Annotated in this window: 18 protein-coding genes and 1 tRNA gene; 11 read left to right on the plus strand and 8 right to left on the minus strand. The window is 70.6% G+C overall.

Annotated elements, in window-relative coordinates; translation table 11 throughout:
- The first annotated feature begins 52 nt into the window (after positions 1-52).
- On the plus strand, positions 53-1,927 hold the full coding sequence (locus tag AB0F98_RS09915; protein WP_357731578.1) for a S8 family serine peptidase: 1,875 nt from the start codon (positions 53-55) through the stop codon (positions 1,925-1,927).
- Positions 1,928-2,303: 376 nt separating this feature from the next.
- Here AB0F98_RS09915 and AB0F98_RS09920 read toward each other — a convergent pair whose 3' ends face one another.
- From AB0F98_RS09920 to AB0F98_RS09930, 3 genes are all read right to left on the minus strand, one after another.
- Positions 2,304-3,110, minus strand: coding sequence for a WecB/TagA/CpsF family glycosyltransferase (locus AB0F98_RS09920; protein WP_357731581.1), 807 nt, complete (start codon positions 3,108-3,110; stop codon positions 2,304-2,306).
- Positions 3,107-4,222, minus strand: coding sequence for an NAD-dependent epimerase/dehydratase family protein (locus tag AB0F98_RS09925; protein ID WP_357731585.1), 1,116 nt, complete (start codon positions 4,220-4,222; stop codon positions 3,107-3,109). The genes AB0F98_RS09920 and AB0F98_RS09925 overlap by 4 nt, the downstream gene beginning before the upstream one ends.
- 65 nt (positions 4,223-4,287) lie before the next feature.
- Positions 4,288-4,373: transfer RNA gene (locus AB0F98_RS09930), tRNA-Leu, on the minus strand.
- Between the two features lie 207 nt (positions 4,374-4,580).
- Between AB0F98_RS09930 and AB0F98_RS09935 the strand changes: the two genes are divergently transcribed.
- The 7 genes from AB0F98_RS09935 to pknB are packed head-to-tail and all read left to right on the plus strand — an operon-like array spanning position 4,581 to position 13,648.
- Positions 4,581-5,369 (plus strand): DUF3662 and FHA domain-containing protein, encoded by a 789-nt coding sequence (locus AB0F98_RS09935; RefSeq protein ID WP_357731589.1) that lies wholly within the window; start codon positions 4,581-4,583, stop codon positions 5,367-5,369.
- A gap of 6 nt (positions 5,370-5,375) precedes the next feature.
- A complete protein-coding gene (locus AB0F98_RS09940) occupies positions 5,376-5,861 on the plus strand; it encodes an FHA domain-containing protein (protein ID WP_357731592.1) in 486 nt (161 codons plus the stop codon).
- Complete coding sequence (locus AB0F98_RS09945) at positions 5,858-7,357, plus strand: protein phosphatase 2C domain-containing protein (protein ID WP_357731594.1); 1,500 nt, start codon at positions 5,858-5,860, stop codon at positions 7,355-7,357. The genes AB0F98_RS09940 and AB0F98_RS09945 overlap by 4 nt, the downstream gene beginning before the upstream one ends.
- 28 nt (positions 7,358-7,385) lie before the next feature.
- Positions 7,386-8,876: an FtsW/RodA/SpoVE family cell cycle protein gene (locus AB0F98_RS09950; RefSeq protein WP_357731597.1), complete on the plus strand. Its 1,491-nt coding sequence runs from the start codon at positions 7,386-7,388 to the stop codon at positions 8,874-8,876.
- Positions 8,873-10,381, plus strand: coding sequence for a penicillin-binding transpeptidase domain-containing protein (locus tag AB0F98_RS09955; protein ID WP_357731600.1), 1,509 nt, complete (start codon positions 8,873-8,875; stop codon positions 10,379-10,381). The genes AB0F98_RS09950 and AB0F98_RS09955 overlap by 4 nt, the downstream gene beginning before the upstream one ends.
- Position 10,382: 1 nt before the next feature.
- Positions 10,383-11,822 (plus strand): protein kinase, encoded by a 1,440-nt coding sequence (locus AB0F98_RS09960; protein ID WP_357731603.1) that lies wholly within the window; start codon positions 10,383-10,385, stop codon positions 11,820-11,822.
- Positions 11,819-13,648 carry a Stk1 family PASTA domain-containing Ser/Thr kinase gene (gene pknB, locus AB0F98_RS09965; RefSeq protein WP_357731606.1) on the plus strand — a complete coding sequence of 610 codons (1,830 nt, stop codon included), beginning with the start codon at positions 11,819-11,821 and terminating at the stop codon, positions 13,646-13,648. The genes AB0F98_RS09960 and pknB overlap by 4 nt, the downstream gene beginning before the upstream one ends.
- 47 nt (positions 13,649-13,695) lie before the next feature.
- Here pknB and AB0F98_RS09970 read toward each other — a convergent pair whose 3' ends face one another.
- Genes AB0F98_RS09970 through AB0F98_RS09985 form a run of 4 tightly spaced genes read right to left on the minus strand, consistent with a single transcriptional unit; the run spans position 13,696 to position 17,075 of the window.
- Positions 13,696-14,346, minus strand: coding sequence for an aminodeoxychorismate/anthranilate synthase component II (locus AB0F98_RS09970; protein ID WP_357731609.1), 651 nt, complete (start codon positions 14,344-14,346; stop codon positions 13,696-13,698).
- Between the two features lie 4 nt (positions 14,347-14,350).
- Positions 14,351-14,632, minus strand: coding sequence for a hypothetical protein (locus AB0F98_RS09975; protein ID WP_357731612.1), 282 nt, complete (start codon positions 14,630-14,632; stop codon positions 14,351-14,353).
- 6 nt (positions 14,633-14,638) lie between these two features.
- A complete protein-coding gene (locus tag AB0F98_RS09980; protein WP_357731615.1) occupies positions 14,639-16,246 on the minus strand; it encodes a class E sortase in 1,608 nt (535 codons plus the stop codon).
- 22 nt (positions 16,247-16,268) lie between these two features.
- Complete coding sequence (locus tag AB0F98_RS09985) at positions 16,269-17,075, minus strand: DUF881 domain-containing protein (protein WP_355149133.1); 807 nt, start codon at positions 17,073-17,075, stop codon at positions 16,269-16,271.
- 219 nt (positions 17,076-17,294) lie between these two features.
- Here AB0F98_RS09985 and AB0F98_RS09990 point away from each other — a divergent pair, with 219 nt between their 5' ends.
- The 3 genes from AB0F98_RS09990 to AB0F98_RS10000 all read left to right on the plus strand — a co-directional run bounded on the left by AB0F98_RS09990 (position 17,295) and on the right by AB0F98_RS10000 (position 21,292).
- Entirely contained in the window at positions 17,295-17,558 is a 264-nt protein-coding gene (locus AB0F98_RS09990; protein WP_076468631.1) for a cell division protein CrgA, read from the plus strand.
- Positions 17,559-17,855: 297 nt separating this feature from the next.
- Positions 17,856-20,054: a (Fe-S)-binding protein gene (locus tag AB0F98_RS09995; protein ID WP_357731620.1), complete on the plus strand. Its 2,199-nt coding sequence runs from the start codon at positions 17,856-17,858 to the stop codon at positions 20,052-20,054.
- Positions 20,055-20,278: 224 nt separating this feature from the next.
- Positions 20,279-21,292: an NlpC/P60 family protein gene (locus AB0F98_RS10000; RefSeq protein WP_357731623.1), complete on the plus strand. Its 1,014-nt coding sequence runs from the start codon at positions 20,279-20,281 to the stop codon at positions 21,290-21,292.
- A gap of 158 nt (positions 21,293-21,450) precedes the next feature.
- Here AB0F98_RS10000 and AB0F98_RS10005 read toward each other — a convergent pair whose 3' ends face one another.
- On the minus strand, positions 21,451-23,454 hold the full coding sequence (locus AB0F98_RS10005; protein WP_357731626.1) for an N-acetylmuramoyl-L-alanine amidase: 2,004 nt from the start codon (positions 23,452-23,454) through the stop codon (positions 21,451-21,453).
- Positions 23,455-23,490 lie beyond the last annotated feature (36 nt).

Here is a 23,490-nt window from a genome sequence, read left to right on the forward strand (position 1 = left end):
ATCTGAGCGGGCACCCGTCTCGGACGACCGCCGGTCCGAGGGAGGTAGAGAGATGGGTCTTGCCCACAGGTCCGTACTCGTCGGGGTGGCCACACTGAGCATGCTGGCCGCCGCCACACCCGCACTGGCCGCCGAACCGACCGGAACGATCAGATCGGCGGGCGGGGACACCGCCGTGGCCGACAGCTACATCGTCGTCTTCAAAGACACCGCGGTCAGCCAGTCCGCCGTCGGTGACAACGCCGACCGCCTGGTCGGGCGGCACAGCGGGTCGGTCGCCCGCACGTACGACGCCGCGCTGCGCGGATTCGAGGCCCGGGTGGACGCGAAGGCTGCCGCACGGATCGCCGCCGACCCGGCGGTGGCGTACGTCGAGCAGAACCACACCGTCTCGATCGCCGGCACCCAGCCCAATCCGCCGTCCTGGGGGCTGGACCGGATCGACCAGCGGAACCTGCCCCTGAACAGCTCGTACACCTACCCGAACGCGGCGTCCAACGTGCGCGCCTACATCATCGACACCGGTATCCGGTTCACGCACAGCGACTTCGGCGGCCGGGCCGTCTCCGGCTACGACGCGATCGACGGCGGCGCCGCCGACGACTGCAACGGTCATGGCACGCACGTCGCGGGTACGGTCGGTGGCGCCGCCCACGGTGTCGCCAAGGGCGTCCAGCTCGTCGGCGTCCGGGTGCTCAACTGCCAGGGCAGCGGCACCAACGCGCAGGTCGTGGCCGGCATCGACTGGGTGACCGCGAACGCGGTCAAGCCGGCGGTGGCGAACATGAGCCTCGGCGGCTCGGCCAACAGCGCGATCGACACCGCGGTCACCAACTCGATCAACTCCGGCATCACGTACGCCGTCGCGGCCGGCAACGGCGACATCTTCGGCAACCGGCAGAACGCCTGCAACTACTCACCTGCCCGGGTCGGCCCGGCGATCACCGTTGGCGCTACCCAGAACAACGACTCCGCCGCCAGCTTCTCCAACTACGGCACCTGCGTCGACATCCTGGCGCCGGGCGTGAACATCACCTCCGCCTGGTACACGAGCAACACCGCGACGAACACGATCAGCGGCACCTCGATGGCCTCGCCGCACGTCGCCGGCGTCGCGGCGCTCGTGCTCTCCGCCGGCCCGGGGCTGACCCCGCAGCAGGTACGGGACAGCCTGGTCGACAACTCCACCCCGAACGTGCTGACCAACCTGGGCACCGGCACCCCGAACCGGCTGCTCTACGTGGTGAACGGATCCACCCCGCCGCCCACCAACGACTTCTCGGTCTCGGTGTCGCCGACCTCCGGCTCCACCGCGCCGGGCGGATCGGTGACGGCGACCGTGGGTACGGCCACCACGAACGGCTCCGCCCAGTCGGTCAGCCTCTCCGCCAGCGGCCTGCCGAGCGGCGCGACCGCCTCGTTCAGCCCGTCGACGGTGACCTCGGGCGGCTCCGCCACCCTCACCATCGCCACTTCGGCGAGCACGCCGGCCGGCAGCTACCCGGTCACGATCACCGGTACCGGCGCGTCGGCGACCCGTACGGCCACCTACACGTTGACCGTGACCGGCACGGGCGGTGGCTGCTCGGGGACCAACGGAACCGACATCGCCATCCCGGACACCGGAGCCACCGCGTCCAGCTCGATTGTGATCTCCGGTTGCGGCCGCAACGCCTCGGCCAGCTCGCAGGTCCCGGTCAACATCGTGCACACCTACCGCGGTGACCTCGTGATCGACCTGGTCGCCCCGGACGGCTCGGCGTACCGGCTGAAGAACAGCAGCATCTTCGACGGCGCCGACAACGTGAACACCACCTACACCGTCAACCTGTCCAGCGAGGCGGCGAACGGCACGTGGCAGCTGCGCGTGCGGGACGTCTACTCGGGCGACACCGGCTACATCAACACCTGGTCGCTGAATCTCTGAGGCCGGGATCCACGGGGCCCCTTCCGGCGCGTCGCGGAAGGGGCCCCACGCCCTGTCCGCGGTCCCCGTCCGGATCAGTGGGATCGTCTACCATGGATCTCCACTCTCAGCCCCGGGGACGGTTTGCGTGACGCGGAACTGGTCGTGGTTGAAGGAGAACGTGGAGTCGCTCGTCGCCCTGGCGCTCGCCATCACGGCCTGGCACTCGGCACAGGCCGTCCCGACATGACCAACCTGATCGTCGACCGCCCCGGGCGGGTCCCCCGGCGGACCCGCCGGATCCGGCACAGCCCGGACGTCACCCGCGACCTGGCCCGCAGCGTGCGGGCACTGCTCGCCTGACGCGGATTCGAGTCCCGTCGCCGGATGAGCGCGGTCAGACCGCGAAGCTCGCGGGGCGTTCGCTGGTCGGCGCCGGCGGGGCCGCCTTCCAGAACCGGAGCTTCTGCGCGAGCAGGCGGCCCAGGAACGCGGGGTTGAGGATCATGTACCGGCGCCAGAGTCGCTTCGGCTCCAGGCCCAGGCGCCAGAGCCACTCCAGGCCGGCCCGCTGCATCCACGGCGGAGGCTTGCGCAGCAGCCCGGCGTGGTAGTCGAAGGCCGCGCCGACGGCCATGAGCGGCATGTCGAGCAGCGGCCGCATGGCGTACGTGAAGACCTCCTGCCGGGGGCAGCCGAGCCCGACCAGGACGAGCCGAGCCCCGCTGGTCCGGATCCGATCGGCGATCTCGGCATCCTCGCCCGGCTGAACGGCCCGGAACTTGGAGGGCTCCACACCGGCGATCTTGAGCGCCGGGAACATCCGTTCCAGGGCCGGGATCAACCGGGACAACGTCTCCTCGGTCGAGCCGTACAGGTAGACCGGCAGACCCTCGTCGGCGAACCGGGAGAGCACGTGCAGGGTCAGTGTCGGACCGTAGACCCGGTCGGTGAGGCCCGCGTGGTGCAGCAGGTTGAGCGCCCAGCGCACCGGCTGCCCGTCCGGCGTGACGACGTCGAAGGAGTTGAGCCGGGCGTTGTGCGCCGGGTCGAGCACGCCGGTCATCACGCCGTGCACGGCCAGCGCGGTCAGCGCCAGCGGCCGGCGCTCCTGAGCGGCCGCAACAACCTGCTCGGTCGCCTCGGCGTAATCGGTGGCGTCGACGAGGACGCCGAGCACGTTGCGCTTCCGCTGCACGGTCATGCCGAAGGCACCCACTTGTCCACGTTGGCCTCGTAGATCTCCCGCATGATCATGGGCACGTCGTAGACCTGCTTCCACTCGGGATAGTCGGCCTGGAACGCCTCGTTCGAGCCGATCCACCACTTGTGGTCGCCGACCCGGTTGGCCTCGACGTACTCCGAGACCATCTCGTTGCCGGTGATCCGCTCGGCCTCGGCGAACGCCTCCTGCATGGAGGTGTTGGAGTGCCGCCCGCCGCCGAGGTTGTAGACGGCGGCCGAGCGGGGGTTGCGGAAGAACGCCTCGAACGCGGCGACCACGTCCGAGCTGTGGATGGCGTCACGGACCTGCTTGCCCTGGTAGCCGTAGATCCGGTACGTCCGGCGCTCCATGTTGGCCCGCATCACGTAGCCCAGGAAACCGTGCAGCTCCGTGGCCGAGTGGGCCGGGCCGGTCAACGTGCCGCCACGGAAGCACGCCGTACGCATGCCGAAGTAGCGGCCGTACTCCTGCACCATCACGTCCGCGGCGACCTTCGAGGCACCGAAGATCGAGTGCAGGCTGGAGTCGATGGACATGTCCTCCCGGATGCCCTGCTCGTACGGGTGCCCGGGCTCGATCTCCCAGCGGGTCGCGAGCTCCACGAAGGGAAGACTGTTGGGCCGGTCACCGTAGACCTTGTTGGTCGAGCAGTGGATCACCGGTGCCTCGATGCAGTGCTCGCGGACGTTCTGCAGGACGTTCAGCGTGCCGCCGGCGTTGACGTCGAAGTCGGTGAAGGGGTCGCGGACCGCCCAGTCGTGCGAGGGCTGCGCGGCGGTGTGGATCACCACCGCGATGTCCGAACCGTACCGCTGGAAGAGCTTCGCCAGCGCGTCCCGGTCGCGGATGTCGATGGCGTTGTGGGTGTACGCCGAGCCCATTTCCCGGCTCAACCGCTCCACGTTCCACGCGGTCGACGCCTCCGAGCCGAAGAACTGCTGCCGCATGTCGTTGTCGATACCGACCACGTCGAGACCGAGGCCGGCGAAGTGCCGGACCGCCTCGGAGCCGATCAGACCGCCCGACCCGGTCACCAACGCGACACTCACACGCCACTCCTGGTCCATCGGAGGCAGAGACCATCGGAGCATAGCGTGACGCTCGACATGCCCCGATACGTCGCGAGGGCCCCGCAATCCGCGGAGCCCTCGAGTGGTGGTGGGGAAGGGGGGAGTTGAACCCCCACGCCCTTTCGGGCACACGGACCTGAACCGTGCGCGTCTGCCATTCCGCCACTTCCCCGTGGCACAACCAGATCACTGTAACCCGGCCCGACCTCGCCGCCAGCGGCGGGGCCCGGCACATATTACGCTGTCCCGGTCATCGCCACGACCGGCTACCGTTCGTGGCGGACGAAAGAGTAGCACGGTAGAAGTGGCCCGTCCGAACGGGCCAGGACAGGGCGGCCGAGCGGCGTGTGAGCTGCACGCGCGCCGGCCGGATACCATCATGTCCTCGGGACCCGAGGAGGAGCCGGTGAGCGTGCTGCAACGCTTCGAGAAGCGTCTGGAAGGCCTGGTCGAGGGGGCCTTCGCCAAGGTCTTCAAAGGGGTGGTCCACCCCGTGGAGATCCTCAACGCCATGCAGCGGGAGGCCGAGGCGCACAAGGCGATCCTGGCCGGTGGGCGCACGTTGGTGCCCAACCGCTACGTGATCGATCTCTCGCCGTACGACCACAGTCGGCTGGCGCCGTACGCGGCTGCGCTGGCCCAGGAGCTGGCCCAGTCGCAGGCGGAGTTCATCGGCGAGCAGGCCTGGACGGTGTACGGCGACGTGATCGTCGAGATCGAGCGCGGCGAGGGGCTGGACACCGGCATGTTCCGGGTCACCGCCGAGGTCTACACCGGTGGCGACGTCGCCCCGGCCCCGGGCCCCGGCTACGACGCCGGCCCGCCGGCCTATCCCGCGTACGACCAGGGCGGCGGCTACGGTCCCCCGCCGGGACACGGCGGTGGGCGCAACGTACGCCTGGTCTCCGGTGACGGGCGCACCTACCCGTTGCAGATGGGCTCGACGGTCATCGGCCGGGGCGACCAGGCCAACCTGCGGCTGCCCGACGTCGGTATCTCCCGGCGGCACGCCCGCCTGGACTTCGACGGCGGTCAGGTGGTGCTGACCGACCTCGGCTCGACCAACGGCACGATGGTCAACGGCCAGCGGGTCTCGGCCGTCGCCCTCAACCCGGGGGACATGATCCAGCTCGGCACCACCACCCTGACCTTCCGCGTGGACGGCTGATCCGCGTTGCCGGAGCTCGTCATCACCGTCGCCCGGTTCGGGTTCCTGATCCTGCTGTGGATCTTCGTGTTCACGGTGGTCGGCGTCATCCGCCGAGATCTCTTCGCGGGTGCCCGCTCGGGCCGGCTGGTCGCCGCACCCCGGACGCTGGGCGCCGTGACCGGCCAGGCGGCGAAGCCGGCCAAGGTGAAGCGGGGAAGGGCGGCCCACCAGTTGGTGGTGACCGCCGGTCAACTGGCCGGCACTCGAATCACGCTCGGTGAGGCGCAGATCACCATCGGTCGTGCGGAGGACTCCACCCTCGTGATCACCGACGACTATGCCTCGGCGCGACACGCCCGACTCGTGCCGCGTGACGGGCAATGGTTCGTCGAGGACCTCGGTTCGACTAACGGCACCTATCTGGATCGCGCTAAGGTCACCGGACCGACCCCCGTCCCCCTCGGCGTGCCGATCCGGATCGGCCGCACTTCCCTCGAATTACGGCCATGACTCTGACCCTGCGCTACGCGGCCCACAGCGACCGCGGTCTGATCCGAGACGGCAATCAAGATTCCGTCTACGCCGGGCCGCGGCTACTCGCCGTCGCCGACGGCATGGGCGGCATGGCCGCCGGTGACGTCGCCAGCAACATCGTCATCGGTGCCATGGCGCCCCTCGACGAGGACGTCCCTGGAGACGCCCTCGTCGACGCGCTGCGTTCTGCCGTCGGCACCGCCAACCAACAGCTCCGCGACACCGTGGACGCCAACCCCCAGCTGGAGGGGATGGGCACCACGCTGACCGCGACCCTCTTCTCCGGCAGCAAGCTCGGCATGGTGCACATCGGCGACTCCCGTGCGTACCTGTTGCGCAACGGCGAGTTCGCCCAGATCACCAAGGACGACACCTACGTCCAGATGCTCGTCGACGAAGGTCGCATCAGCGCCGAGGAGGCGAGCAGCCACCCACAGCGGTCGCTGCTCACCCGCGCGCTCGACGGCCGGGACATCGACCCGGAGTACTCGGTCCGCCAGGTGCTCCCCGGTGACCGTTACCTGATCTGCAGCGACGGGCTCTCCGGTGTGGTCAGCGCGGACACCATCGCGGAGACCATGCGGGAGTACACCGACCCGCAGCAGTGCGTCGAGCGGCTCGTCCAGCTCGCGCTCCGCGGCGGCGGCCCGGACAACATCACGGTGATCATCGCCGACGCCACCGACCAGGACATCGTCGAGGCGACACCGATCGTGGGCGGCGCCGCCGCCCGGGACCGGGGCATGGCGACCTCGGCGGACACCTCCACTCCGGCCGCCCGGGCGTCGGCGCTCTCCGCGCCGCGCACGCCGGCGCCGGAGGAGCCGCCCGACGAGGAGGAGCCGGAGCGGCGCCGGCACCGGCCGGTGCGCGCCGCCGCGACGGGGCTCGCGCTGCTGGTGATCCTCGGTGGTGGTCTCTTCGGCGGCTGGAGCTACACCCAGCAGCAGTACTACGTCGGTGCGACCGAGGAGGGCCAGGTCGCGGTGTTCCGCGGGATCCAGGGCCAGATCGCCGGCCTGGATCTGTCCACCGTGCACTCCACCAGCCCCGCGGAGCTCGACGATCTGACCCTGGCCGCCCAGGAGCAGGTCAAGCAGGGCATTCCAGCCAAGAGTGAGCCGGACGCCGAGCGTCGGCTGGCCGAGCTGACCAGTGACAGCCCGACCAACCCGAACCTGAAGCCGATCTGCCTGCCGAACTCGCCCACGCCGACCGCCTCGCCGACCGCCTCGCCGAACGCACCGACCTCGTCAACTCCGGTGCCGACCGACGTGGCGACCACACCGACACCGAGCGGCAGTGCCTCCGTCGGCACGCCGACGGCCGGCACCCGCACCCAGACCGTCTCGAACAGCCCCAGCCCCAGCGGCAGCGTGGCCGGCACCGAGCCGACCAGCACGCCCGACGCGCCACCCTCCGACTCGGTTCCGCCGGCGCTCGACCCGGCTGCCTGCCGGTCGCCTGAGTGAGCGTCGGCCCGACCCCGAGGACCCTTCCGTGACCGCAGCGGCCACACCGGCAGCCTCGCCCGCCACAACGGGCGAGCAGCCCGGCGTACGCCTGGCCCGGTCTCGGCGCAACGCCGAACTCTCCCTGTTGCTGCTGGCCATGGTGCTCGTGGCCGCGTACGGGGCGACCGTCGAGGCGACCATGCTCGACACGGTCACCCCGGACTTCTGGATTCCGGCGGCCGCACTCGGCGCCGTCTTCCTCGGTCTCCACCTGGTCATTCGGTTCCTCGCCCCGTTCGCCGACCCGGCCCTGCTGCCGGCGGTGGCACTGCTCAACGGCCTGGGCGTGGGCTTCCTGCGCCGGCTCGACCTGGACGAGGCCGCCCCCGCCGCGCGAGAGGGCCTGGCCGTCTTCGCCGGCACGGGCGGCCGTCAGCTCGCCTGGACGCTCGTCTCGGTGATGCTCGCCGCCGGGCTGCTCATCCTGATGCGCGACCACCGGTCGGTCTCCCGTTACGCGTACACGCTGGGGCTGGCCGGCATCGTGCTGGTGATGATCCCGGCGGTGCTGCCCCGCCGGTTCTCCGAGATCAACGGCGCCAAGCTTTGGATCAAGTTCGGCGATGCCTTCTCCATCCAGCCCGGCGAGTTCGCCAAGCTGGCGCTGCTGGTCTTCTTCGCCTACTACCTGGTGCGCAAGCGCGAGGTGCTGTCGCTGGCGAGCCGCCGCTTCCTCGGCATCGACTTCCCGCGGGGACGCGACCTCGGCCCGGTGGTCGTGGTCTGGCTGATCAGCCTCCTGGTCCTGGTCTTCGAGAAGGACCTCGGCACCTCGCTGCTCTACTTCGGCATGTTCGTGGTGACGCTGTACATCGCCACCGAGCGGGTCAGTTGGCTGCTCATCGGTCTGGTGCTCTTCTTCGGCGGCGCCTACCTCGCGTACGTCCTCGGTGACCTCGTCGGCGGGCCGTTCGCCAACTTCTACCTGCGGGCGCAGATCTGGCTGGACCCGTTCGCCGACCCGCACAACGACGGCTACCAGTTGGTGCAGGGGCTGCTCGCGCTCGGCACCGGTGGGCTGTTCGGTGCTGGACCTGGCGGTGGCCAGCCGGGGCTGCTGCCCGAGGTGCAGAACGACTTCATCTTCGCGGGCCTGGGTGAGGAGATCGGCCTCTTCGGCCTCTCCGCGCTGCTCGTCATCTACCTGCTGATCGTCGAACGGGGGTTGCGCGCCGCGCTGGCGGTCCGCGACTCGTTCGGCAAGCTGGTCGCCGGAGGTCTGGCGTTCACCCTCGGGCTCCAGGTCTTCGTGATCGTCGGCGGGATCAGCAAACTCATCCCGCTGACCGGGCAGACCACCCCGTTCCTCTCCGCCGGTGGCTCCTCGTTGATGGCGAACTGGCTGCTCATCGCGGTGCTGCTGCGGATCTCCGACGGGGCCCGCCGGCCGGTGACCGGTGGGGGCGCGCCGGCACGACCCTCGGGCGGCCCGCCGGAGCAACTGCACGGTGCCCCCACGGAGGTGATCAGGCCGTGAACGCACCCCTGCGCCGCGCCGGTGTCGTCGTCATGATTCTTTTCGGGCTGCTCTTCGCGAACCTGAACTGGATTCAGTCCTACAAGGCGGACGAATACCGCAACAGCGACTACAACGGCCGGGTCCAGGTCGCCGAGTACGAGCGCAAGCGCGGCAACATCGAAGCCGGCGGCACGGCCCTGGCCACCAGCAAGGACACCGGCGGCAAGCTGAAGTTCCTGCGTACCTATCCGGCCGGGGCGGAGTACGCCCACGTGCTCGGCTACAAGCCGGTCAACCTGGCCGAAACCGGCATCGAGCGGGTGGAGGACGAGTTCCTGGCCGGCACCAGCGACCAGCTGATCGGCGACCGGATCAAGGACCTCTTCACCGGTGACCAGACCGGCGGCGGCAACGTCCTGCTCACCCTCTCGAAGAAGGCCCAGGACACGGCGTACAACCAGCTGCGGAACAACACGCTGGGTGTGAAGCGCGGCGCCGCGATCGCCATCGACCCGCGTACCGGGGCGGTGCAGGCACTGGTCTCCATGCCCAGCTTCGACCCGAACCCGCTGGCCAGCCACGACAGCACGAAGGCCGCCGCCGCGTACAACGAGTTGGAGAAGGACCCGGACGGCCCGCTGAAGAACCGGGCGCTCGGGGAGGTCCTGCCGCCCGGCTCCACCTTCAAGATTGTGGTCGCCGCGGCGGCGCTGGAGAACGGCGTCGGCAAAGATACGAAGATCCCCGCCGGTGCCAGCTACACCGCGCCGACCTCGGGCACCCCCATCCGCAACGCGGAGCCGAGCATCTGCCCGGAATCGCAGGTAACGCTGATCGAGGCGGTCACCGAGTCCTGCAACACGGGTTTCGCCCAGCTCGGTGTGCGGCTCGGTGCCGATGCGATCAAGGAGAAGGCTCGGCAGTTCGGCTTCGAGCAGGACGACCTGACCGTCGGTCAGCTCGGTGAGAGCGGGATGCCGGTGGCGGCCAGCCGGACCGGGGACATGCAGAACCCGGACGGCAGCACCGACCCGGCCGCGTTGGCCCAGTCCTCCATCGGCCAGAACAACGTGCGGATGACCCCCCTGCAGGGTGCGCTGATCGCCGCCGCCGTCGCCAACAAGGACGGCAAGCAGATGCGTCCGTACCTGGTGCGGCAGATGCTCGGTCCGGACCGGACCACCAGCTACTACACCGCCGAGCCGCGGGAGCTGCGGCAACCGATCAGCGGCCAGGTCGCGAGCGACCTGCGGGACATGATGGTCAGCGTGGTCGAGAACGGCACCGGCCGCAGGGCGCAGATCAACGGCTACACGGTCGGCGGCAAGACCGGCACCGCCCAGTCCGCACCGAACCGGCCCGACCACGGGTGGTTCATCGGGTTCGCCCTGGACAAGAACGGCACCCCGATCTCCGCCGTCTGTGTCGAACTGGAGCAGGCCGGGCCGGGCGGCAGCGGCGAGGCCGCGCGGATCGCTGGCAAGATCATGCAGGCCGTCGTCTCCGACCCCGGGAGTCGCTGACATGCTCAGCCCCGGGGTCCAGCTCGGCAACCGCTACCGCCTCGACGAGCGGATCGCCAGCGGTGGCATGGGTGACGTGTGGCGCGGTACCGATCAGGTGCTGGGCCGGACCGTCGCCGTGAAGAGCCTGCTCCCCGCACTGCTCGACGAACCGGGCTTCGCCGAACGGTTCCGCGGCGAGGCCCGGACCATGGCCACCATCAACCACCCCGGCGTGGTGGACGTCTACGACTTCGGCAACGACCAGCAGATCGCCTTCCTGGTGATGGAGTACGTCGAAGGTGACCCACTCTCGGCGACGCTGAGCCGGGTCGGGCGACTCACCCCGGCCCGAACGATGGCCCTGGTCGCCCAGGCTGCCGACGCGTTGCACGCCGCCCACGAGAAGGGGATCGTGCACCGCGACGTGAAGCCGGGCAACCTGCTCGTCCGGCCGAACGGCACGCTGGTGCTGACCGACTTCGGCATCGCCCGCTCCGACATGGTGGGGCAGCTCACCGCGGCCGGCTCGGTGCTCGGCACGGCCTCCTACATCTCGCCCGAGCAGGCCATGGGTCAGGTCGCTTCACCCGCCTCCGACGTCTACGCGCTCGGGGTGGTCGCGTACCAGTGCCTCGCCGGCCGCCGCCCGTTCGAGGGGGACAACCCCCTCGAGATCGCCATGAGGCATGTCCAGGAGATGCCCCGGCCACTTCCCGCCGACATCCCGCCGCAGGTGCGGTCGGTGGTCGAGCGGGCGATGGCCAAGGACCCGGCGGCCCGCTGGCCGACCGCCGCCTCGCTGGCCGGGGTGGCCCGCCAACTGAAGGCGGCGTTGTCCCAGCAGGCCCGGGCCGGCACGCAGTCCCGGCCGATCTCGGGCGTCCCGGCGTCGCCGGCCGCCCCGCCCGGGCGGGCCCAGGTGCCGGCCCCGCAGCAGTCGCGCCCGATGGCAGCGCCGCACCGGCCGCCGGCCCTCGCGTCGCCGGTGCCGCCGCCCGCTGCCGTTCCGCGTCCCGGCGTTGCCGTGCCGACCCAGCCGTCGCGTCCCACCGCGGTAGCTCCGGCCCTGGGGCAGCCTCCCCGATCGCCGATTGCTGCGGCCAGTTACCCGCGCGGCGCTGCCTCGGTGCCGCAGGCGCCCGCCCGGCCGGCTCCGCCCCCGGCGTACGTGGGGCAGGCCGGTCCGACGCTGCCGCCGCCCGTTCCGGGACGCTCCCGGCCGGGAATGGTGCTCGTGGCCGTGCTGATGGCCGTACTGGTCCTTGTCTGCTCGGGCGTGATTTCGTACAACTTGCGTAAGAGGGGCCAATCGGCACCGGTCACACCGCAGACAGTGGCCTCCGGCGCGCTACGGTTCGACGGACGCGAAGATCTGACCCGGACGTCGTACCGTCAGTTCGAGCGATTCCGACTGGCGAGCGGCGAGACGACGACGAGCGAAGGACGACAGACGCGATGACAGCCCAGGCCCGCCTGCTCGGTGGCAGGTATCAGGTCGGCGAGCTGCTCGGCTACGGTGGCATGGCCGAGGTGCACCGCGGTCGCGACCTCCGGCTCGGTCGGGACGTCGCAATCAAGATGCTCCGGACGGATCTCGCCCGGGACGCCACCTTCCAGATGCGGTTCCGCCGGGAGGCGCAGAACGCGGCGTCGCTCAACCATCCGGCGATCGTGGCCGTCTACGACACCGGCGAGGAGACCGCGCCCACCGGTGAGACGCTGCCGTTCATCGTCATGGAGTTCGTCAACGGTCGAACCCTCAAAGAGGTGCTGGGCGCCGAGGGGCGGCTCCAGCCGCGGCGGGCGCTGGAGATCTGCGCCGACGTGTGCGCGGCGCTGGAGTTCAGCCACCGGCACGGCATCATCCACCGGGACATCAAGCCCGGCAACGTGATGCTCACCCAGACCGGCCAGGTCAAGGTCATGGACTTCGGTATCGCTCGGGCCCTGGCCAGCGGTGCGACCACCATGACGCAGACCAGCGCGGTGATCGGCACGGCGCAGTACCTCTCCCCGGAGCAGGCTCGGGGTGAGGCGGTCGACGCCCGCTCCGACGTCTACGCGGCCGGCTGCGTGCTCTTCGAGCTGCTCTGCGGGCACCCGCCGTTCGTCGGGGACAGTCCGGTGAGCGTCGCCTACCAGCATGTCCGGGAGGCGCCGCCCACGCCGAGCGACATCAACCCGGACGTCAACCCGGCGGTCGACGCGATCGTGCTGAAGGCGCTGTCGAAGAACCCGCTGAACCGTTACCAGAGCGCTGCCGAGATGCGGGCCGATCTGCTGCGGGCCGCCGCCGGCCGGCCGGTGCTGGCCACCCCGGTGATGCGCGAGCAGGAGACCATGCCGATGGCCCCGGCCGCGGCCGCCGCGGGCTACCCGGCCGGTGGCGGTGCGGCCCCGCCGACGCGGCAGATTCCGGCCCGGGTCGGTGACCCGCGTCGCCGCCGGGCGTCGTCCTGGCTGATCGCGCTCTTCTCGGCGGTGGGTGTGCTCGCGGTGATCGCGCTGGTCGCCGCCCTGCTCATGAACGGCACGGGGGAAGACCTGCGCCGGGTGCCGACGCTGACGGGCATGACCCAGGCGCAGGCGTTCCAGGAGATCCAGAATGCCGGATTCGCGCCGCAGGCCGGCGAGCAGGTGAACAACTCCACCTGTGAGAAGGGCAAGGTGGTCTCGCAGAACCCGCTCCCGGACACCGAGCTCGAGCCCACCCGCACGGTGACCATCCAGGTCTGCGGGGGGCCGGCCACGCAGACGATCCCGAACGTGGTCGACTCCAGTTTCGAGAGCGCCAAGCGTCAGCTCGAGGGCCTGGGCTTCGTGGTCGATTCGAAGGAGAAGGACAGCGCGCGGGAGAAGAACACGGTCCTCGACATGGATCCGGAGCCCGGCAAGGAGGTGGCCGAGGGCACCAAGATCACCCTCACCGTCTCCAAGGGCAACGTGCGTCAGGTGCCCCGGGTGATCGGCGCCACCGAGGACGACGCGCGGGAGGAACTCGAGGACGCCGGTTACCGCGTGCGGGTCCGCGAGGGGAGCGAGGTTCCCGCGGACCAGGCCGGTCGCGTCGAGCGGCAGGACCCGGAGCCGGGCAAGGACCTGCCGCGCGGCCAGCAGGTGACGATCTATGTGACCGTCCCCGCGCCGGAGGCACCACCGAGCGACCCGACCACGCCCCCGGCGACGCCGACGACGACGCCGACCACGCCGGGCACGGGCAACGGTGGCGGTGGCGGTCTGCCGATGCTTCCGCCACCGTCGGGCACGTTCTCCCGCAACGACTGACCGTACGACCCGGCCGGGTCGACCACCCGGCCGGGTCGACCTGCGGGTCAGGCGGCGCTGAAGGCAGCCAGGCGGCGGGCGTCGACCTCGGCGGCCAGCGCCGGTGCCCGCTCCAACGCCTCGGGGTGGCCGCAGGCGGCCAGCCAGTTGGCGAGCATCAGGTGACCGCCCTCGGTGAGGACGGACTCCGGGTGGAACTGCACGCCCTCGATCGGAAGGCTGCGGTGACGCATCGCCATCACCACGCCGGAGCCGGTCCACCCGGTGACCTCAAGCTCGTCCGGCAGGGTCTCGGGTAGTACGGCGAGCGAGTGGTAGCGGGTGGCGGTGAACGGGTCCGGCAGCCCCGCGAGTACGCCCACCGAGTGGTGCCGTACCTCGGACGTCTTGCCGTGCAGCAACTCTGGGGCGCGGGCGACGGTAGCGCCGAAGGCCTCTCCGATCGCCTGGTGACCGAGACAGACGCCGAAGATGGGCAGCTCGCCCGCGTACCGCCGGATGACGTCCAGGCAGATGCCGGCGCGGTCCGGGCTGCCGGGCCCGGGTGAGAGCAGGATGCCGGCCGCGCCGACCTTCCCCACCTCGGCGACGTCGATCTCGTCGTTGCGGCGTACCTCGCACTCCACCCCGAGTTGGCCGATGTACTGCACCAGGTTGAACACGAACGAGTCGTAGTTGTCGATCACAAGGACGCGCATCGTCTCACCGGCTCGGAGTGGTGGGTGGGGTGTTGTTCCGCCCGGTGTCGTACGGCAGGTCGTGCTCGTCGCCGGGCGGAGCGTCTCCGGGTATCACGTCACCGGCCGGGTCACCGGGAACCTCGGAGTCCTGGGTGACCTGCACGTCGTCGAAGGGAAGCAGCGGCTCGGCCCACGGAAAGACCACGTACCAGAGCAGCGCCACCGCCGCGGCGGCCAGCAGTACGGACCCGGCGAGTTTGCCGACCACGCCGAACGGGAGTTTGCGCCAGATCCACGCGTACATCGCCCGTCAGCCTCCCAGCTCTGTCGGCTTACCCGCCGTCTTCGGCTGCGTCCGGTCCAACTCGGCGTGGATGATCAACCGCTGGTAGTTGTCGAACTTGGGATTGCACGTGGTGAGGGTCAGCATGCGCCGGGTGGGCGTCTCGCCGGGCTTGCCGGGCACCGGCGCCACGACCTCGACCTGGGTGGGCTTGACGATCCGGGTCTGGGCGACCTTGTAGATGTACCAGTCGGTCTTGCTCTCGACCACTATCGCGTCGCCGTCGCGCAGCTCGTCCAGCCGCCAGAACGTGGCGCGGTTGCGGTGCCCGGCGACGGAGAAGTTACCGACCTGGCCAGGCAGGGCGCTGTCCGGGTAGTGGCCCGGGGCGTACCGGATGTCCGCCTGGGTCACGCCCTCGACGACGACCCAGTTCTTGTCGAGCTTCGGGATGTAGAGACCCGCGATGGGCTTGCCATGGACGGGCGGGGACGGCTTGGCGGAAGGCGTGGCGGCGGCAGCGGAGACCGTCGGATCCCCGGTCGGCCCCCACGCCTGCGCGAGCTGCTGGCTGAGGTCGTTCTGGTGGGCGTCGACGATCGCGGACTTGCCCCAGACCTCGTAACCGGCGAAGAGCAGTACGACCAGGCCGAAGGTCATCAGGACCTCGCCGGTTACCCGCAGGCCGCCGCGCACCCGTGAACCGAACGACGGTCGGGTCAGCTCCGAGTAGACGCTCCGGTAACCCTTGCCTGTCTGCTCGGGGCGTAGCTGGACGACTCGCTCGCCCCGCCGGGGGCGCGGCGGCTCCGCAGGCCCGGCGTCGGCCGGCTCTTCGGTCTCCGGCGGCTTGGGGACCGCGCCCATCAAGGCGGTGGAGTCGAGCGCCGGACGCCGCGTCGGGGCGGCGGAGACGGCCGGGATGAGTGCGGTGGCCGCAGGGTCGGCGGCCGGCGGGCCGGGGGCGATCGGCGCGCCCGAGGGGCGTTCGCCGCGCGGGGTGACCCTGGGTATGAAGGCTGTCGGGCTGTCGCCGGTGCTGGTCGGCGGACGCCCGGAGCCGGGTGCCGGGGCCCCGGCGGCGGGTGAGTGGTTCGGGTATCCACCGGGAGCGGCCGGAGCCCCGACGGGCGGATGGTTCGGGTGGCCGCCGGGGATGGCGGGCCGGACGGCGGCGTCGGGGGCGCGCGGAGGCTGCGACGGCCGGTTCGGGCTCTCGCCCTCGGTCGTCGGGCGTGCCGGTGGTCCGCCGTCGGCAGCGAAGGAGCTTCCCGGCCCGGTGGGGGACGCCGGCCGCGTGGTGCCGGGCCATGGCGGCGGCGCGTCGTACCGCACGGCCGGACGGGTCGGCGGCCGGTCCGGATCCGGGGCGAACCGACCGGTGCCTCCTGGATGGGTACCGTCCTCCGGCGAGCTCGGCTGGGGGCGCGCCGGCTGATCCGGCGGAGGGGACGCCTGCGCGGTGATGTCGCCGGCAGCCGGTGGTTGACCGACCCGCGGCGGCAGTACGGGCTCGGGCCAGGCATTCCGGGCGCGCGTCGCGCCCGGCTCGGCGCGGTCGACCTTGGGCAGGAACGCGGTCGGCTCGTCGGTCTGGCCGCGGTGCCGCCCGTCGGGTCGGTCGTCGTCGTTCACTGGAGCACCTTCGCCGAGCGGTTCAATGAAGCACCTTCGCCGAGCGCAGTCCGGTCGAGTCCTCGAACGCCGGCACGGTCACCGTGGAGACGCTCTCCCGGTAACCGAGCTGATAGTGCTCGACCGCGTCCCTGAACAAGCGGACTCCCTCAGACCCGGCGAGAGCCTGCTGCAGGGAAGCCGGATCGCCGATTGCTACGATCTTGAATGGTGGGGAGTACACCCGGCCGTGCAGCAGCAGGGTGTTACCGACGCAGCGTACCGCGCTGGTGGCCAGCACGCGGACGTTCATGATTGACATGGCCTCCGCGCCGCCGGCCCAGAGCGCGTTCACCACCGCCTGGACGTCCCCCTGGTGGACCACCAGGTCGTCGTTGCTGGCCCCCTTGGGTAGCCGCTGGTCGTTGCGGCGGGGCGCGTCGTTGAGTTCGACCGTGAGGCCGACGCCGGTCAGCGCGGTGAAGCCGGCCGTCTCCAGGCTTCCGGCGGCACGGTCCTGCTGGGCCTTGATCGGGCCGTCCTGCGCGCCGAGCGCGGTGGTCCGCTCCTCGATGTCCTGGCGCAGCGTCGCCGCCCGGCGCTCGCTCGCGGCCACCTGCTGCCGGCGTTCCTCGATCAACTGGGTGAGCTGGGGGCGCCGGTCCTCGCGCAGGGCGATGCCGCCTGCGGTGGTCGCGGTGGTGGTGAAGAGCAGTCCGGCCGCGGCGGCGATCACCGGTACGCCGATGGACCAGCCCGGCCGTCGTTGCCGCGGGCGCCGTGGCAGTAGCCCGGCGACGGCGCGCCGGAGCACCTTCCGCCAGGAGGCAGCGCCGGATGTGTACTCCACCGAGCGTTCCTTCCCGTCATCCGCCGCGTCGCGACCGGGGCGGTGATCCGAATACTTTCGCCTTTTCCGGTCACTCCGCGCACCGGCCTGACCCCATTCGTGGATTGGACGGGCCTTCCGGACTACGCTAGCTGTCGAACATTATTGGCCATGGACCGTCGCCTTCGCGCCCGGTTGTCAGGCCGGACGAGGTCGCAATAACCCCCTCTGGAGAGCGTCGTGCCCAAGTCTCAGGTTCGTAAGAAGAAGGTGTACACCCCGCCGACGGACGTACGCCCGACGGCTACGGCGGCGACGCGCAAGCCTAGCCCGGTCTGGCTGCCGATCGCGGCGGTCGCCTTGATCGTCGTCGGCATCGGCTGGCTGGTGGTCTACTACCTCTCCGAGCAGGCGTACCCGGTCCTGTCGTGGGGTTACTGGAACCTCGCGGTGGGCTTCGGCGCGATGGTCGCCTCCCTCATCCTGCTCTCGCGCTGGCGCTGACCACGGCCGGCGGCTCGCCGCCGGCCGTGCTCCGGGCCGATCCATCTCACTCGACGTGCCCCTGCCCGGCGGTTTCGGGCGGGGGCCCCTATGGTGTGCGCAGGGCGGCGCGGCCCGGGTGCGAGACGACTCACGTTACTGCTGGGTAACCTTGCACGTAGGCTGCACCGCATGACCGGGCGGAGCGCGGTCATCGATCGGTCCGGTCGAGGGTGTGGCAGCGGCGGCTCGTCGCCCGCGGCCTGACCCGGCCCGGTCGCCGACGCTCGACAGGCAGCAGACCGGGAGGCCAACTCGATGGGCAGCGTCCAGATCGTCGCCACGATCCTCGCGGCCGCCATCACCGCCGTGGCGGTGTGGCTTGCGGTGCGCGCGGTCACGAAGATGACGGCCGTCATCCGGCTCGGGCAGCCCGCGCCGGAGCGGTTCGCCGACAAGGGCGCCCGCACGAAGAAGATGCTGGTGGAGACCGCCGGTCACACCCGCATGCTCAAGTGGGGCCTGGTGGGCGCGGCGCACTGGTTCGTGATGGTCGCGTTCATCGTACTGTCGCTGCTGGTGCTCGAGGCGTACTTCGAGGTGGTCAGCACCGGCGGTGAGCTGCCGATCATCGGGCACTGGACGGTCTTCGGCCTGGCTACCGAGATCATCGGCGTGCTCGGCCTGGTCGGCATCCTCGTGCTGATGGGGATCCGGCTACGCAACCGGCCCAGCCGGCCGGGCGGTCGCTCCCGGTTCACCGGCTCGACCATGTGGCAGGGCTACTTCGTCGAGTGGGTCGTGCTGCTGGTCCTGATCTTCGGGTTCCTGATCCGCGGCTTCAAGGTGGCCACCGACCACTTCGAGTACCCGGTCTGGGCCACCCCGGTCAGCCATGCGCTCGGCAACTCCCTTCCGGCCTGGGAGGCCGGCGTCAGCGTCGCCGCGCTCATCAAGATCGTCATCTCGATGACCTGGCTCATCGTGATCTCGCTGAACGTCACCATGGGCGTGGCCTGGCACCGCTTCCTGGCGTTCTTCAACATCTTCTTCAAGCGTGAACCGGCCAAGGCCGCCGGCTCCGGCCTCGGCGCCCTGCGCCCGATGACCAGCAACGGCAAGCCGCTGGACTTCGAGGAGGCCGACCCCGAGAAGGACCAGTTCGGTGTCGCCCAGGTGGAGCAGTTCACCTGGAAGGGCCTGCTCGACTTCAGCACCTGCACCGAGTGCGGCCGCTGCCAGTCGCAGTGCCCGGCCTGGAACACCGGCAAGCCGCTGTCGCCGAAGCTGCTGGTGCTGAGCCTGCGCGACCACGCGTACGCCAAGGCGCCCTACCTCCTGGCCGGCGGCGGCAAGGACCTGACCGGTGAGGAGAAGGCCACCGCCGCGCAACTCGCGCACGTCGACGTGCTCGCCCTCGCCGAGGCCGACAAGCCGCTCATCGGTACGGCGGAGGAAGGCGGCGTCATCGACCCGGACGTGCTCTGGTCCTGCACCACCTGTGGTGCCTGCGTGGAGCAGTGCCCGGTCGATATCGAGCACGTCGACCACATCGTCGACATGCGCCGCTACCAGGTGCTCATCGAGTCGAGCTTCCCGTCCGAGGCCGGCGTCATGCTGCGCAACCTGGAGAACAAGGGCAACCCGTGGGGTGCCCCGCAGAACACCCGCGAGGACTGGACCAAGGGCCTCGACTTCGAGGTGCCCCGGGTCGGGGAGGTCGACGACTTCGAGTACCTCTTCTGGGTCGGCTGCGCGGGCGCGTTCGAGGACCGGGCGAAGAAGACCACCCGAGCGGTCGCCACGCTGCTGAACGAGGCCGGCGTCTCCTTCGCCATCCTCGGCGAGGGCGAGACCTGCTCGGGTGACCCGGCCCGCCGGATCGGCAACGAGTTCGTCTTCCAGATGCTCGCCCAGCAGAACGTGGAGACGCTCAACGAGGCGTTCGAAGGCCGCGAGAAGAGCAAGCGCAAGATCGTCGCCAGCTGCCCGCACTGCTTCAACACCCTCGGCAACGAGTACGGGCAGCTCGGCGGCGAGTTCGAGGTGGTGCACCACACCCAGCTCCTCGCCCACCTGGTGGCGACCGGGAAGCTCACCCCGGTGCAGCCGGTCGACGGCGGGGTCACCTACCACGACCCGTGCTACCTCGGCCGGCACAACCGGGTGTTCGCCCCGCCGCGAGAGGTGCTCGGCACCGCCATCGAGGGCGAGCTCACCGAGATGCCGCGCAACAGCGAGCGCTCCTTCTGCTGCGGCGCCGGCGGCGCACGCATGTGGATGGAGGAGAAGATCGGCAAGCGGATCAACGTCGAGCGCGTCGAGGAGGCCATGGCCACCGGTGCGAAGACGGTCGCGGTCGGCTGCCCGTTCTGCTCGACCATGCTCAGTGACGGCGTGAACGGCAAGGGAGCCGGCGAGCAGGTCGAGGTGATCGACGTGGCGAGCGTGCTGCTCCGCTCCGTGAAGCCGGAGCAGGCCCAGGGCGACAAGCAGGCCGAGCCGGTAGCCGGCTGAGGCGTACGCCCGGATCATCCGCAACGACGACGGCGGTGGCACCTGCCACCGCCGTCGCGCGTGCACCCTCGGTACGCGGCCCGTCCCGCAGACGTGACGACGCGCGGGCTCGCCTTGATTCCGCTTCGGCGCTTCCCTATCGTGGGGCACCGACCGCTGTGGGTCGTCTGCCCTCGCCCCCTTCCCCTCTGCGAGGCGCCCGGCGGTCGGTCGCTAAGGAGTCGGTGCCGGTGGCAACCATGCCCCCTCATCGTCACGCACCGGGACGTCCCGCTCGTCCGGGTGGCCTTCGCCGGGCTGCCCATCGTCTGCTCACACTGGTCGCCGCTGCGGCCGTCGGTGCCGGCCTGCTCGCCGTGCCGGCCCACGCCGAGCCTTCGGTCGAGGAGATCGAGGCGCAGATCGACAAGCAGTGGGAGCAGCTGGAACCCACGATCGAGCAGTACAACAAGGTGCGGGCGCAGCTGAAGGCCAACCAGAAGAAGTCGGCCGCGCTGGAAAAGAAGATCGAGCCGCTCTCTCTCCAGACCGAGCTGGCGATGACCCGGGTCGGTGACCTCGCCTCCCGCTACTACATCAGCGGGCCCTCACAGGACCTCGGCGCGCTGTTGCTCAGCGCCAAGCCGGACACGCTCACCGAGCAGCTGACCATCCTGGACCGGCTGGCCCGGCAGGAGCACAAGCAGGTCGAGGGCATCCTCAAGGTCCGCGCGAAGTACGACGCGGAGAAGCAGAAACTCGACGCGCTCATCGCCACCCAGACAAAGCAGAAGAACGACCTGGCCGCCAAGAAGAAGAGCATCGACGCCGAGATCAAGCGGCTCGAGAAGACGCTGCCGAAGAGCGTCGTCATGCCGGAGAACTGCCCGACCGTCAAGGGAGTGGTCAGCGGGGCGGCCCGCACGGCGATCCAGACGGCCTGCAAGCAGGTCGGTGACCCGTACGTGTGGGGTGCCACCGGGCCGAACTCGTTCGACTGCTCCGGCCTGACGCAGTACGCCTACAAGGCGGCCGGGATCAGCCTGACCCACTTCACCGGTGCCCAGTGGAACGAGGGCAAGGCCATCCCGCGCTCCGAGGCGCGCCCGGGTGACCTGGTCTTCTTCTTCAGCGACCTGCACCATGTCGGGCTCTACCTCGGCAACGACCAGATGGTGCACGCACCACGGGCCGGCAAACCGGTACAGGTGGCGAGCATCAACTACATGCCCGTCGCCGGCTTCCGACGACCCGGCTGATCCACCACGTACGCCGAGGGCCCCCGGTCGACCGACCGGGGGCCCTCGCGTTTCTCGTGACGCTCATCGAGCCAGGTGTCGGAGCCGGCTCGGCGCGGTGCCCGAGCCCGTTCCGTACGGCGGAACGACCCGCTCGGCGGGGTGCCGCACCCCGTCCGTCAGCGGGGTGCGCCCACCGCGGACGGGAGCAGCAGCACGTCGTCGAGGTTGACGTACATGATGCGGTGGCCGAACTGGATCTGCACGTACCGCAGGTCGCCCCGGATCACCGTCCAGTCGCCTGGGGACGAGCCGTCGAAGGTGGAGGCCTTGTAGTACTCGCTCGGCAGCACGTCGCCGACCGCGTACCGCTGCCCGGCGGTGAGCGTGTACTGCATCGGGGAGATCGTCTGGTACGGCACGCCGGCCGGGTAGGCGGCCTGCTCCGGGTAAGCCCGGCCGTAGACGGGGATAGTCGCCTTCCCCGGCTTCGGAGTCACCACGAACCCGGTGGCCCACTTCGCGGTCGGTGCCGAGGCCGGGTTGTGGAACCACGCCTTCTGGCCGAGGTACCAGATCGCCGTCCAGTCACCGCGGACCTCGGCCACCGCGTACGTCTGGCCTGCCGAGGCCCGGGCACCGTGGTCGGAGATGTACATGGTGTTCGGCGAGCCGTCCGGACGGAGACCCAGGTCGTTGACCAGTGGGGCGTCGTGGCTCGGCGCGTTGTGCAGGATGACCGCGGAGGAACCCCGTAGCGGGCAGGGCTCGGCCGGCGGCGGCGGGCTCGGCACGCCCGGCGGCTGCTGGTTGCAGCCGACGAACGCCGGCCGGTTGACGGCGAGGTCCGGGTCGATGGTGACCAGGCCGGTCCATTTGGTGCCGGTGGTCCGGAACGGCGCCTTCAGCAGATCGAAGTAGTGCGACCAGTCCCAGTACGGGCCCGGGTCCCAGTGCATGTCGGCCACGGTCGAGGCGACGGTGCCGGGAACGTTGTCGTGCCCGATGATGTGCTGCCGGTCCAGCGGGATGCCGAACTTCAGCGCCAGGTGCCGGACCAGCTTGGCCGAGGCCCGGTACATCGCCTCGGTGTACCAGGTGCCATGGCCGGCGAAGCCCTCGTGCTCGATGCCGATCGACTTGGCGTTCACGTACCAGTTGCCGGCCTGCCAGCCGACGTCCTTGGTCCGAACGTGCTGCGCGACGTGGCCGTCCACCGAGCGCAGCGTGTAGTGCCAGCCCAGGTAGTCGGCCTGCTGCACGAGGCCGACGCTGGGCTCGTAGTACCCCTCGGTGTCGTGGATGACGATGTACTCGATCTTCTGCTGGGCCGGCCGGTCGCCCAGGTCGTGGTTGCCGTAGTCGCCGGCGCCCGGGCCGTACTGCTCGTACGGCGCGGGAATCCACTCGCAGCCGAGCCGGACCGGGCACTCCACCCGGTCCGGGCGCTGCGACTTGCGCAGCCCGAGGCGGTGCACCGTGTCCGCCCGCGCGGTCACCGGGTGCGCGGCGAGGGTGACCTGGTGGCCGTCGTCGGTTCGTCGGTTCGCACCGGCGCGGATCTGGTCGTACACCTCGTCCGCGAAGGCGGAAGCGGTCTCCTCGGTGTCGGCTCCCGAGTAGCGCGCCACCGCGCCGTACCAGATTCCCGGGTCGGTCTCCGAGCCGACCGGGCCGCCCAGCTGCTTCTGGTACGAGGCGAGCAGCGCCGCGCCGCCACGGATGTTGGCCGCCGGGTCGGTACGGAGTGCCCTGGCGTCGGCCCCGGTGAGCGCTGCGGCGGCCTGAAGGGTCTGTAGCGCCGCGGACGCCGGCGCGGCGGACGGTTCGGCTCCTCCGGGCGCGGCGACCGTCAGCGGCCGGGAGGTGTCGCCGCGCGGGTCCTCGCCTTGGTGGACGTGGTGGCCCGCGGTCAGGCTCGCGACGTGAGCCGCGTCGGTGAGGTGCAGCGGCCCGTAGCCGCCGCTGGTGCTGGGCCTGCCGGCGTGGGTGTCCCACCTGGACTCCAGGTAGGAGACGCCGAGCAGGACGCTCTCCGGCACGCCGTATTCCTTCGCCGCGGCGGCGTACTGCTGCTGACGGTCGCCGGCCGGCGCGGCCCCGGCCGGGCCGCCGGTCAGTGGCACGGCCGCGGCGGCGGTGACCACCGCGGCGGCGAGCAGGGCGCGCCTGCTCCTCGACATGGTCGATCGTTGCATCGAACCCCCAGGTACGGATGG

It is taken from the genome of Micromonospora sp. NPDC023737, assembly GCF_040639715.1.
In the GTDB taxonomy this organism is placed as follows: Bacteria; Actinomycetota; Actinomycetes; order Mycobacteriales; family Micromonosporaceae; genus Micromonospora.